Genomic DNA, 12,762 nt, shown 5'->3' with positions numbered 1-12,762 from the left:
TTTGCTTCCCTTTTTCACACAATGGTTATTGACATTTTTTACGATCTGGATATAATTATAAAAGTGACATAACAAACAGTTTTGTTTGAGATTCATAGGATCATGCCGGTGTGGCGGAATTGGCAGACGCGCACGACTCAAAATCGTGTTCCTTCGGGAGTGTCGGTTCGACCCCGACCACCGGTATCAAAAGATCACATTTCAGTTTTTCGGTAAAACGTTCCTTATAATCTAGTAAGGAGCGTTTTTTCATTTTCCGGAAGAAGTCACTCTCTTCAATCGGTGAAGGGCAGAAGGTAAGGGATGAATTTCGGTTTGCATTTACTAAAGGCTGCTTATTTGTTTTTTTCATTATTCAGTCGTAAAATAAAATAAAGAATTTAATAATAGCGAATCTAAACACAAATCACTATACTTATCAAGGCTATGAAGCATATCAGCTAGTTCCGGGCGTTCCAGATTTGTTCAGCAATCCCAATTCGCCGAAAACAAAGCATATAAGTGATATTCGTAGGCTTTGAAAACCGTTCAAGTGCGCTGATACATAACGAATTTCAGAGGAGATGGGTGAGAGTGAAGATCAGAGCTGCTGTACTACGGGAATCAGGTGCTGCTATGCCATATGCAGCAAGCAAACCGATTAAAATTGAAACATTGGAACTCGATGAACCGCAACAAGGAGAAGTGCTTGTCAAGATGAAGGCGGCCAGTTTGTGCCACTCGGATTTGTCTGTTATAAATGGCAGCAGACCCCGGCCTTTACCGATGGCTCTTGGGCATGAGGCTGCCGGTGAAGTGGTGAAAACCGGTAAAGGTGTGACGGATCTTGCGCCGGGTGACCATGTTGTTTGTGTGTTTGTACCAAGCTGTGGCGAATGCCTGCCGTGCAAGGAGGGACGCCCTGCATTATGCGAAACGGGTGCGGCTTCAAACGCGGCAGGTACTTTACCAGGAGGCGGCATCCGGCTGCATGCAAATGGTGAAGACATCATGCACCATCTCGGCGTATCCGCTTTTTCAGAATATGCTGTTGTGTCCCGTCGTTCTTTGATTAAAATTGAAAAAGACGTTCCGTTTGAAAAGCTTGCCCTTTTTGGATGCGCTGTCATTACGGGGGTCGGGGCAGTCGTGAATACAGCCCGGATTAAGTTGGGCAGCACAGTTGCGGTTGTCGGTTTGGGCGGCGTCGGATTAAGCGCATTAATCGGGGCTGTATCAGCAGGGGCGAGCCGTGTAGTAGCAGTAGATGTCAATGAAAATAAATTTGCGTTGGCAAAAAGGTTTGGAGCAACAGATGTATTTGATTCCAAAGATCCAGATGTTGTTGAGAAAATACGTGAAGCAACTGGCGGGGGACTGGATACTGTTTTTGAGACGGTAGGTGCAGTCCCGGCGATGGAAACGGCATACGCCATCACCAAGCGCGGTGGCACAACCGTTACGACAGGACTACCGGATCCAAAACATCATTTTTCTTTCCCTTATGTAACGCTGACGGCTGAGGAACGGACGCTAAAAGGTTCCTATATCGGTAGCTGTGTTCCAGAAAGGGATATTCCAAATTATATCCGGCTTTTTAAAAACGGCCGCTTGCCAGTGGATGAATTGGTAAGTGATGTCATTTCTTTGGATGAGATAAATGAGGGTTTCGACAAATTGGCTAAAGGGGATTCATCTAGAATCATGATTCGGTTCGACTAAAAGATGATTGCCAGAAAAGGTGTCCCGTGCCGATAAAGTGGCAGCCATGTTAAAACACAATAAAGAAGAGATCAAGCAACTAGAAATGAACTTAAGTATTTACATCAAGTCCGAGCACCCATTTGCATGATGACGACTTGGTACAGCAGATAACAAGGCTGGAATATTTTGTTCATTTTATAAAACGGCAAAAATTTTGATTTCCTGACTGAATCCAGCGATTCGCAAATGGTTTGAGGAGAAATATAGGATTTCGTCAGCATCCGCTTTGAGGAGGATGGCGGCAGGGTCATATACGTGGTCTACAAAAGGCTTGGCGCCACGCAAAGTGCTAGGCCTTTTATTTACAATTTTTTCAATACAAATTATACTGAAAATAAGACCTTATACATAAAAGAAGGATTACTTTCATGAATAAACCGGCATTTTTAAAACTAAGCATCTCCATGGTGATTTTTGGTTCAATCGGATTTTTCTCTAAGTATACGGGCCTGCCCGCACTGGAACTCGTTTTCGTCCGCTGTGTGAGTGCTTCAGCAATCTTAGCCGTTTACTGGCTTGCGACCGGCCAGTACAAAAAAGAGCGCTGGAGTATAAAAGAGATGCTCTTTATTTTAGGCGGAGGTGTTACGCTTGTCATCAACTGGCTTTTCTTGTTTTTGGCGTTTGAAAAAACTTCTGTCACCGCCGCGATTTCCATTTACAATACAGCTCCGCTCATTGTGCTTGTTGCAGGCTGGACGCTGTTCCGGGAAAAATTCCAATGGGGCGGACTGCTTGCCACTTTGGCGGCCTTTATCGGCACCATCATGATTACCGTAACAGCTTCCTCTGCGTTCAGCCACGTTCTCCTGGTTGGGTCGGTTTACGCATTTTGTGCGGCGATTTTTTATGCAGGTACAGTGATGATCGGCACAAGGATCAAACAGGCAAGTCCATACCTCGTCACGTTTCTGCAAACATTCATCGGGGTCATCATGCTGGCGCCTTTTGTCGACTTTTCAAAATACACTGGGCTCACTCCCGAAAACTGGACATTCAGCTTGCTGACAGGTGTCATCCATACCGGTATCGTGTATTTGCTGTTTTATGGCAGCATCCGATTTTTGCGCACGTCCGTCATCTCAGCCCTTTCTTATCTTGATCCGTGCGTTGCCATTTTGCTTGATATTTTCATCACTGGTTTCGCACCGTCCTATATGCAGGCAGCCGGCATCGCCATCATCTTTTTAGCTGTCTCCTATACAGTAAGAAAAAACAGACAGGAAGACCCGGCAACACAAAGACAAGTATAAATTGGGGCTTGCTGAACGAATCCGCTTCTGCGTTTGTCCCCACTTTGTCAGTAAGCTCTAGAAGAACTTCGAAAATGCGATTCTGTCTTTTCTATACATTGAATCAGTTTTCAAGTGCAAGCTTTTCTTTGGATTTTTATAATCCCCTTGTATTTAAATTTTTGCCAAAGCTGTCAGCATCCTTGCCAAATCTAGGAATTTTGCTTATTCAGCAAGCCCTAAATTGGCTTTCTTATCCGCAGTTTGATCTAGGGGATGGGAACGGTTATTTTTTTTTGGGGGTGGTTGGATTGTTTATGGCAGCAAAAATTCAGCAGCACTTTTTCATATGGTCGAGCTACACATCAGTTTTTGCCATCTCAACCGACGCCCGCAATCGCGGCACTTTTTCATATGGCTGAGCTGCACCATCATTTTACCGGTCACAATACATGTTCTTTATCCTCTGCAGCTCCGCTTCTTTCCCATTCTTTTAAAAGAGTGCGTTTATGGGACCCCGCATATTGCTGTTGCATTTCGCTTTCACGCCGTCCGTTTGGGATACCTGTTGATTGCCAAAAATAGAAGGCTTCCACTTTTTTTAATCTCTAAAAAATCTGCAAAAAGGGTTGACGAGCTGAATAAAAAATACTAATATAGAGATATTTAATTTTTGAAATATTAGAAATCCATACAATATTAGCGACCGATTCAATTAAGTTGAAGTTTCATTCAGCTAAAAAATGACAATTCAGGGAGGTATGACCGTTGAATCAGACGATCGGGCATCAGTTGGACAGACTGTCAGTAGGAAAAGTGCAACGACGGGCAACCATGGTAATTGGAATGGGATTATTTTTTGATTTTTTTGAGTTATTTCTTGCAGGGGTGCTCTCCAGTGTATTAGGTGAAGAATTTCATGTCTCTGCTTCACTTATGCCTTTGCTGCTGGGCTCCAGCTTTTTGGGGATGTTTATCGGGGCTATTTTCCTTTGCCATATTGCGGACCGTTACGGCAGAAAGCGGGCGTTTATGCTCAATATCGGCATTTATAGTCTTTTTACTATTTTCATTGCCTTTAGCCCGAATGTCGGCACGGTCATTTTTTTCCGGTTCCTGGCAGGAATGGGCCTGGGCGCGCAGCCGGCGTTATGTGATACATATTTAAGCGAATTGATTCCGTCGGTAAAACGCGGGAAATATATTGTCTGGGCGTATACGCTTGGTTTTCTCGCCGTTCCTGTTGAAGGATTTCTTTCCCGTGTCCTTGTACCTTTAAGCCCAATGGGATTGGATGGATGGAGATGGGTGTTCCTGCTTGGGGCGGCAGGGGGTGTTTTCGTCTTGATAGCGGCGCGGTCGCTTCCGGAGTCTCCGCGCTGGCTTGCCACAAAAGGAAGAATGCAGGAAGCAGTTGCATTACTGGAGAGATTTCAGGAAGGAAAGAAAGAGGCCGGGATGGTTTCAAAATTGCAATCTGAGCCTGCAGATCAAACGCCAAAGGGAAGTACTTTGAGTGCGGTCTTTCAAAAAAGATTATGGAAAAGTACGGTCATGCTTTACATTTTTCAAATTTTCCAAACGATTGGCTACTACGGCTTTGGGACGCTCGCACCGCTTGTACTCGCATCAAAGGGCTACACCGTCACGCATTCACTGGAGTATATTGCCTTGTCATTTATCGGCTACCCGCTCGGATCATTACTTTCTGTTCCGCTTATCGAAAAAATGGACCGTAAATGGCTGGTGTGCTTTTCCGCTGTTTGTATGGGTGTATTTGGCGTTTTATTTGGGATCGGCGGCTCGCCTTTTCTGGTCATTGTATTTGGATTTGCCTATACACTTTGCAGCAATATCTTTTCAAATGCTTTCCACGTACTGCAGGCGGAAATCTTTCCAACTGAAATCCGTGCGAGTGCTACCGGAATGGCATACAGCATCAGCCGCATTATGAGCGGCCTCATGCCGTTTATGCTGCTCCCGGTACTGGAAAATGAAGGTGCAACAGCGATGTTTATTATTGTTGCAATAGCAATGCTGATTGTCGTATTGGATATCGCACTACTGGCGCCAAAAACGACAGGACGTTCACTCGAAAATATAGAGAGTCTATCTGAACCGCAACTTTTTGGAAAAAACAGGGTTCACCTTTAAAATGAAAAAGAATATACAGGCAAGCAGAATATTGATGGCTGGAAAAGTGATCAGACATTTACCAAAAGAAAGCCTCATACAAAGGGGCCCTATCCGATAACAATTGAAAGAAGGGCTCGCTTTGAGAAATCAGTCAATATTTAATACTTTATCACTTAGTGAAAAATTCAAGTGGTTTTTCTTAGGGCAAACAGTCTCTTTATTCGGAAGTGCGATGACTCCTGTTTCTCTTGCTTTTGCAATTCTTAAAGTTAAGCAGGGCCAACATCTATTGGGGTATATACTGGCGGCTGCGGTTCTCCCTAATATTTTGATGCTGGTTATCGGTGGCAGTATTGCTGATCGTTACAGACGAGATAAATTAATACGCCTAAGTAACCTCGGTTCCGGATGTTCTCAAATGGGGATTGCCATTATCGTCCTTGCAGGCGGAAATCCATATACGATTTTCCCATTGGCAATTATAAATGGTATATTAGGAGCCTTTACTTCCCCTGCAATGCGAGGTATTATCCCTGAATTGGTGGAAAGAAAACATATCAAACAAGCTAATTCACTGTTAAATTTATCACGGAGTGCATCTAAAATTGTTGGTCCTGCTCTTGCAGGGACTTTAGTAGCAATTTTCGGAGGAGGATGGGGGATTGCAATTGATGCGGTCAGTTTTTTTATCGCCTCTATTTTTATGAGTAGAGTTCATATTCCTTCACATCCTGTTGTTTCGAAAACTTCGTTCATGCACGAAATACGCGAGGGGTGGAGTTACTTTCGAAAGCGTCGTTGGATTTGGTTAATAACGGGAGCTTTTGCTTTAATAAATGCAGTCCAAATAGGTGTGTGGCAAGTGCTTGGACCTATTATTGCTAAAAATACCATTGGTTCAACTGGATGGGGTCTAACATTAAGTATAAAAGCAGTGGGTCTTCTTATAGCTAGTCTAGTGATGCTGAAATTACAACTCCGGTATCCTCTTCGGGACAGTTTGATTGCCGTTGCTTTCGGTGGAATACCTTTGATCGTCCTTGGTCAGGGATTCGCATTACCTTATTTATTAATTGTTACAGCAATCGCGGGGGTTGGACAAACGATCTCTGGAATCGGCTGGGATACAACATTACAGCAAGCGATTCCACGTAATAAACTTTCACGGGTACTTGCTTTTGATGACTTAGGAGCTTTTATTACAATCCCCATTGGTCAGGTGATGGCAGTTCCTTTGGCTGAGATTTTTGGATATAAAATGGTGGCTACAATTGGCGGGATAATCTTTATCCTGGTTGCCCTCATTCCACTATTAGATCGGTCTATAAGAAAAATGAACCCGGAGAAGGAGCGATTTTCTAGTTAACATATTTGTATAATTGCGATGTTAACATTTTTTCTTATCAGACCCTGTGGAAGAATGGGTTTAGAGCTAAAAAAGTAAAAAAATATAAACTGAAAGAACAACTAGCAGGTGGGTATTGGTGTCCACATGAAAATTATTTAAAAAATTGGTAAACATGACATAATTTGACGACATTTTTATTTATCAAGTGATAGTCTTCTTATATGGAACAAAAATTGTTTTTTTCTAAATTTTATAGAGGGGATGAGGTTCATTGAAGAAATTTATGGCTGTTCCTGCTGCTATGCTGTTGTCTCTGTCTTTTGCTATTCCATCTTTTTGAGCTGAAGAAGGATCAGTAGACCTAACAAATGATACTCCTTCAAGTGATCAAGGTTATGTTATTACACCATTCTCGTCTGTTAGTAAAGGTGGTGGTACTTGGAACTACGGTACTGAATTTGTATTAGTGGCCAAAAAAAGAGTTTAGACGAATTATATGCATAGATCTAAAATTCACTCTGCTAGTTGCACGAGTGGTAGTCTCACAAGTTCTAGTGGGAAAGTAAAACCCGGTAAATGGGCGAAATCTTCAATAGTTGGTAAATTGACTGCAGAAACGCACGCATGCTGAGCAACATATTAAAAAAGTAATAATAGAATAGGAAGAAAACGCGAGTCTAATAGTAAACGTTTTCTTACCGCCTACATAATAATGATGTTATGAGATAGGAGAAAATAAATGAAAAAAATAATAATTTTGTTTTTCCTACTCCTTGCTTTTTGTTCATTTCTTGATGCGTATTACCAAGTCTCCGTCAATGATGTGAAGCACTCAACCAAATCTGTAGAAAAGATAGGAAAAACATTTTGGGTTCCAGATTCATCCATAACTTTGGGACCAAACAGTTGGGATCGTGTATATCCACTATTGAACAAGGCAGCTCAAAGAACAAATGTAAATTTAATTCGAACCGGTTACAACAGTAAAGATGAACCACAAATTACTTTTTTTATACTGGCATCCCATTCAACAAATCTGTTTCGTTTGTTCTCTCTAAAAGAAGGACATTACCCATCATTACAAGAGATGAACGGTCATGCTGTATTTTTAAGTTCTGAAAAAACACAAGATCAACAACAAGTTGGTCTATTAAAAACATTTGCCAAGCATCCCATTCGATCAATCCAGCCCTTAAAAAGAGCCGCTGATTTTGATTTACCAGCATCCGGTCGTTACATCGTGGAGACAACCAGCTCTGATCAATACGAAAAATTCGTTCACTATTTTATGAAATCGATCAATGCTCAATTAACGCACGAAGGGATTCGCCCATTTGTGCAAACAGAGTTTACTCAAGGGAATGAAAGCAGCATTCCTGATAACTTCGGCATTTCAGGTTCAACGGTTATCAGCAGTTTTCATTATCTTCCCTACTTGATTTTCGTGGCTACTATATTGCTGCTTGTTTACTATAGTTTTTATTCTGCCAAACGAATTGGCGTGATGAAACTACACGGAATCGGCTTAATCAAAGGTTGGTACTGGTTGATCGGTCGATTAATCATTGGAACTTTTCTATTCTTAACGGCAGGTTGTCTTTTGATCGCAGTAATCATGAAGGGCGCGAATACTTTATTTTTATTCACGTTATTTAAGAGTCAACTAATGATTTACGGCACCACGGTGATTGCCTCACTTATCGTGATTCCATATATTTATACCGTGCGTGTGAGCGACGCCATTAAGAATCACAGACGAACGCGTAGTATTTTAGTCATTAATACAGTGATGAAAGTATGTTGCATATTATTGGTCTTGGGGGCAGCATCCAGTGCAATGAATAATTACTTCCAATTAAAAGATAAACAAAAGCAACTACAGATATGGAAGAACACGGGGGTGGCATCAGAATACGGGCTACTCTATCCTCGTAGAATAGGATACGGTTTAGTTGAACTTATAATGGGGAACGGGAGCCAGCAGTATATTCACACTCAATTTTTATATCCATATCTCAATCGTTCCGGTGCTTTATATATAGATGCATCCAGTTATGAAACAGATGCACTAACACAACCTTTACCTGAAGGGGAATTTCGGACAGTATCGGTTAACCCAAATTATTTGCAACAATTTCCTCTTTATAGTGACAAAGGGCAGCGCATTCGTATAGTTGAACAAACAAAGTCGTGGATTGTTCTTGTGCCGGAACAGTACAAAAATAAAAAACGACTCATTCTTAAAAACGTTCATCAAGATCGGAACGAAAATTATAAATTTATGGTACACGGACATGAACTTGTGGCACCTTGGATTGAGAATCAACAGATTAAGATTATCTGGCTAAAGAAGAATCAACGGTTGAATACTTTTGATCCTCTCGTATTTCCGAGCCAACATAACGTAATCGTCGACCCAATCATAAATGTAGTTACTGAGAAAAATAGTACGGATTTAGATGGTATGGGCTTTATCAGTGGTGATGAAACATCATCCTTAAAGATAAAGCTTTATGATCATAACGCGAAGAAGACAATGCAAACACTCGAACCAACATTAAAAAAATTTCATCTTAATACCTATTTAAATCATCTCGTTAGCATAAACGGTGCTATTAAGCAAAGCATTGCTGATTTACAACATCAATTAAATATATTAATGCTTCAAACTTTTGCTATGCTTAGTTGCTCATTAATTTTAGTCGTGCAGAATATAGTCATTTTCTTTGCTAAATATCGTCAAAAATTCCTTGTTCGTCGATTATTAGGGGTCGGGTTTATTTATACCTATAAAGAATATGGCTTTTTATTAGTAGGAACATGGTTTTTTCAATTGGTTATTGGCGAGTTTATTTTAAACCCGGAACCGATACATTTCATTATCTTGAACGCTATTCTTATGTTGATTGAAATAATGGTTTCTTTTGTTGCTTTAACCTATATTGAACGTAGTAATCTTGCAAAGATGTTGAAAGAGGAGGCGTGACGCTCCATGGGAACAATCTGCGAACTTGCTCATATCACTAAAAAATACGATGACCATGTCGTACTGGACGACTTTCAGTTATCAATTGAAGAAGGAGATATGGTTGCGATAATGGGTATGTGTAAAATTTTACTCGACGGGGCATATGAGTGGAAAAAAATGGGAAGACGCTCTATCATCTAATTGTACACTTCAAGATGAACATCTAGAGAGAGAGGTCTTCCCATGGATATTATATCAATAATTGCTGGATTATTAAAGGATACAAAGAGTCTTATCGAATTTGAAGAACAGCTTAAACTTCTGATGCAGAAGGCTTTTACACAATGGGTTGGGGAAATATTTGAAGAGTTAGATAAAATAATTAAACAGGAGAAGTTAGAGGAGGGCTGGGTGTACTGCCGGAGTGATAACAGAAACATTCAGTTTCTATTTGGAAGTGTGACCTTTAAACGTTCATTAATGCATGACAAGAGAGGAAATTCCCATTATCCTCTGGATGAATGGTTAGGGCTGGTACCACACCAACGATACAGCCCGTTAGTGGAATTAAAGGTGGCAGAGTTGGCAAGTGAGAACACCTATCGGGAAGTAGCTGATATTTTAAAAGAGTGGACAGCAGTGAGTCTTAGTCACACAACTGTAGGGAACATGGTAAAACACGTAGGGAAAACTCAGGCGGAAGCCGATAAGGCACTTGTAGAAGAGCTAGAAATAGCTGTTTCCCTGCCTGAGGGGAAGAAGGTAGACTACCTGTTTTCTGAAGCAGATGGTGTATTCGTTCGGGGACTAAAAAAGAAACAGAGTATGGAAGTCCACCACGCCATTCTCTATGAGGGATGGCAAACCAATGGTAAAAGGGTCTCCCTGCGTCAGCCCACAGTCATCATGACAACGGAAGCCATCCAGACATTTTGGGATGAAGTCCAAGCCACAGCTGCCAACACCTACTCCCTCGAAAAAACGCATGTCATTACAAACAGTGATGGAGGTGCGGGATACACAGCTGAACGGTTTCAAACAGCTTTCTCACAGTCGGAATTTCCGGTGCTCAACCAGCTGGATACCTACCACGTTGCACAAGCCATCATAAGGACATTTGGGGGCGGAAAGAGCGAGATCAAGGAGCAAATTAGAAAAGCGATTAGAACGCATGACCTGGACCAACTCACGTTATATTTGGATACGCACGAAAGCACCTTGACGGATAAAAAGGCTCTCAAGAAAATCAAGGAATTCCGTTCGTATATCTTGAAAAACTGGGACCGCATTTTTGACTGGAGAGACAGGGTGAAAAACGTGCCGGAAGGTGCGAGAGGCCTAGGAGCGATGGAATCGAATCAAAGGCATATCTCCTTCAGGATGAAAAAAAGGGGCATGCATTGGAGTGAACTTGGCGCAGAAGCCATGGTGAAAATCAAACAAGGCATACTCAATGGGACATTGAGAGAAGTCTATCTGAAACACCGTTCAAGAAGCGAGAGAAAGCAACGGAACTTGAAACAATTCATCAGGATGTCTCAACTGCTCAAGCAGCCTGTACGCCCGTCAGTGGGCGTAAAGCACGGATCAGTTGCCCTGCATTCAAGCAGTTCATCGGCAATGGGACATTTAAGCAAAATATTAGAGCTTTCGTTTTAAGCCTGGCTCAGTGGGGACTGATCGTTGAGGCGCGCGAAATTTACGAGACTCCTGCGGGAAAAGCGAGCCAGGAGAGACCCCGCAGCGAGGTACGAGCGAGGAGGCTCGCCGGCCGACCGCGGAAAGCGAGTGAATTTCGCGCGCCTCAACATCCCCGTTATCCATCTTTATACGGAAATATTACATCTTTTCCGAAAATTACACCGAGCAAGTAAAGCACGGTAGCCGAAAGTGTACAAAAAGAGTGTCTTGGAATACCCGATATTTAAACCTTGTCGAGAAAAACTTGACACATACCGATAATGGGTAAAAGTGGTTCAGGAAAGACTACCGTGTTAAACTTAATCGGCTTACTCGAAAGGCCAAATAGTGGTTCAATAAAGCTGTTTGGCAAGGATGCTCCACGAGTTGGATCTCATCGAGCCAATTTATTTAGACGTAATTACATTTCTTATCTTTTTCAAAACTTCGCATTGATTGATGGAGAAAGCATTCATGCAAATCTTGAAATTCCTTTTGCCTATTCGAGAAAATCCTTGAGTGAAAAAAATAAATTAAAACGGGAGGCACTAAGCAGAGTAGGGCTTGATGCTTCCCTTAACCAGAAAATCTTCAGACTGTCGGGAGGTGAACAACAACGAGTTGCAATAGCGCGTATTCTCTTAAAACCATCTAAGCTTATCATTGCAGATGAACCAACGGGATCGTTAGACGCTGAAAACCGTGATTTAGTTCTTCGCATTCTGCAAGACTTAAATAAGCAAGGAAAAACCATCATTATTGCTACTCACGATTCAGCCGTGTCTTCTGTATGCGGAAGGGTTGAGTTTATTTGAATGTTATAAAATTTTTAAGACAAATTGCTGTGCCATCTATTGGTATTTGACCAATTATTGCGGTGCGGTCCCTTTCTAAATCTTTGATTTAGTGGGGGGCAGCCGCTCATTTATTAGGACTTCTTGATTTTTTCTAATGATGCCCCTCAGTTGATAAGAGGAGATAACTTCTGCTCCAAAAATAAGGTTTCCAGTAGAATTTACGTATTTTCGACAGATGCATTCTTCTATATATTGAGGCAAAGCTTGCTGACAAAGTCAAAATTGGATTCTTTCAGCAAACGCGAAATATTCCATATGATTTTGGAAATAATATTACAGATGGAAGAACTGATATGGAGTGATCGATGGCAATGGAGAGGGTTCATAAAAAAGAAAATGGAAATGCTGCAAATCGTATCGCTTTTTCAAAACGAAATCTTTGGTCAGGATTCATATTTGGCATCGGCCTCGTATCCTTTTTTGATGAGGCTGTCTTTCATCAAATACTACATTGGCACCATTTTTATGACAAATCCTCGACTGCTATTGGATTGGTATCAGATGGGCTGTTTCACGCGTTTAGTTGGTTTACGACGATCGGGGGTCTGTTTATGCTTGCTGATCTTCGCCGCCGAAATGGATTATGGCTGCTTAAATGGTGGGGTGGCGTATGTGTTGGGGTTGGTGGATTTCAGCTATACGATGGGACCATCCAGCATAAAATCATGCGAATCCATCAAATTCGTTATGTTGAAAATGTGATTGTGTACGATTTAGTATGGAACATCAGTGCAGTGATGATCATCATGATAGGTCTTATTCTTATTTTTTGGGCACAAAACAAATCGAGGTAAACCG

11 protein-coding genes and 1 tRNA gene are annotated in these 12,762 nt (G+C 41.7%); all 12 read left to right on the top strand.

Annotation, left to right across the window (positions count from 1 at the left end; genetic code table 11):
• The first annotated feature begins 104 nt into the window (after positions 1 to 104).
• The 12 genes from OF158_RS13375 (at position 105) to OF158_RS13325 (ending at position 12,758) form a co-directional block, all read left to right on the top strand.
• Positions 105 to 186 (top strand) — tRNA-Leu (locus OF158_RS13375).
• A 387-nt stretch (positions 187 to 573) separates the two neighbouring features.
• Entirely contained in the window at positions 574 to 1,701 is a 1,128-nt protein-coding gene (locus OF158_RS13370; protein ID WP_264302927.1) for a zinc-dependent alcohol dehydrogenase family protein, read from the top strand.
• A gap of 410 nt (positions 1,702 to 2,111) precedes the next feature.
• Entirely contained in the window at positions 2,112 to 2,996 is an 885-nt protein-coding gene (locus OF158_RS13365) for a DMT family transporter (protein WP_017550135.1), read from the top strand.
• Positions 2,997 to 3,124: 128 nt separating this feature from the next.
• Positions 3,125 to 3,397 carry a hypothetical protein gene (locus OF158_RS13360; RefSeq protein WP_061577275.1) on the top strand — a complete coding sequence of 91 codons (273 nt, stop codon included), beginning with the start codon at positions 3,125 to 3,127 and terminating at the stop codon, positions 3,395 to 3,397.
• 346 nt (positions 3,398 to 3,743) lie between these two features.
• The gene (locus OF158_RS13355; protein WP_035183911.1) at positions 3,744 to 5,129 is read left to right on the top strand and encodes an MFS transporter; all 1,386 of its coding nucleotides are present in this window, start codon (positions 3,744 to 3,746) and stop codon (positions 5,127 to 5,129) included.
• A 121-nt stretch (positions 5,130 to 5,250) separates the two neighbouring features.
• Positions 5,251 to 6,477: an MFS transporter gene (locus OF158_RS13350; protein ID WP_035183913.1), complete on the top strand. Its 1,227-nt coding sequence runs from the start codon at positions 5,251 to 5,253 to the stop codon at positions 6,475 to 6,477.
• A gap of 478 nt (positions 6,478 to 6,955) precedes the next feature.
• Positions 6,956 to 7,090: a lactococcin 972 family bacteriocin gene (locus OF158_RS17645; RefSeq protein WP_080738167.1), complete on the top strand. Its 135-nt coding sequence runs from the start codon at positions 6,956 to 6,958 to the stop codon at positions 7,088 to 7,090.
• 108 nt (positions 7,091 to 7,198) lie between these two features.
• A complete protein-coding gene (locus OF158_RS13345) occupies positions 7,199 to 9,445 on the top strand; it encodes a DUF1430 domain-containing protein (protein ID WP_035183915.1) in 2,247 nt (748 codons plus the stop codon).
• Between the two features lie 6 nt (positions 9,446 to 9,451).
• On the top strand, positions 9,452 to 9,628 hold the full coding sequence (locus tag OF158_RS13340) for a hypothetical protein (RefSeq protein WP_155375936.1): 177 nt from the start codon (positions 9,452 to 9,454) through the stop codon (positions 9,626 to 9,628).
• A 42-nt stretch (positions 9,629 to 9,670) separates the two neighbouring features.
• Positions 9,671 to 11,086, top strand: a complete 1,416-nt coding sequence (locus OF158_RS13335; RefSeq protein WP_014097040.1) for an ISLre2-like element ISBco6 family transposase — start codon at positions 9,671 to 9,673, stop codon at positions 11,084 to 11,086.
• Positions 11,087 to 11,388: 302 nt separating this feature from the next.
• Positions 11,389 to 11,922: an ATP-binding cassette domain-containing protein gene (locus OF158_RS13330; RefSeq protein ID WP_061466630.1), complete on the top strand. Its 534-nt coding sequence runs from the start codon at positions 11,389 to 11,391 to the stop codon at positions 11,920 to 11,922.
• 353 nt (positions 11,923 to 12,275) lie between these two features.
• On the top strand, positions 12,276 to 12,758 hold the full coding sequence (locus OF158_RS13325; protein ID WP_035185129.1) for a DUF2243 domain-containing protein: 483 nt from the start codon (positions 12,276 to 12,278) through the stop codon (positions 12,756 to 12,758).
• Positions 12,759 to 12,762: the final 4 nt, after the last annotated feature.

Origin of the sequence: Weizmannia sp. WK01, from assembly GCF_025905465.1 — a bacterium.
Classification (GTDB): Bacteria; Bacillota; Bacilli; order Bacillales; family Bacillaceae_C; genus Weizmannia; species Weizmannia faecalis.
This window is presented reverse-complemented; position numbering and strand designations above follow the sequence as displayed.

Excerpts from the sequence above, each read along its gene's own strand:
- OF158_RS13365 (WP_017550135.1), top strand. The coding sequence starts at position 2,112 with ATGAATAAACCGGCATTTTTAAAACTAAGCATCTCCATGGTGATTTTT.
- OF158_RS17645 (WP_080738167.1), top strand. The coding sequence starts at position 6,956 with ATGCATAGATCTAAAATTCACTCTGCTAGTTGCACGAGTGGTAGTCTC.
- OF158_RS13345 (WP_035183915.1), top strand. The coding sequence starts at position 7,199 with ATGAAAAAAATAATAATTTTGTTTTTCCTACTCCTTGCTTTTTGTTCA.
- OF158_RS13340 (WP_155375936.1), top strand. The coding sequence starts at position 9,452 with ATGGGAACAATCTGCGAACTTGCTCATATCACTAAAAAATACGATGAC.
- OF158_RS13335 (WP_014097040.1), top strand. The coding sequence starts at position 9,671 with ATGGATATTATATCAATAATTGCTGGATTATTAAAGGATACAAAGAGT.
- OF158_RS13330 (WP_061466630.1), top strand. The coding sequence starts at position 11,389 with ATGGGTAAAAGTGGTTCAGGAAAGACTACCGTGTTAAACTTAATCGGC.
- OF158_RS13325 (WP_035185129.1), top strand. The coding sequence starts at position 12,276 with ATGGAGAGGGTTCATAAAAAAGAAAATGGAAATGCTGCAAATCGTATC.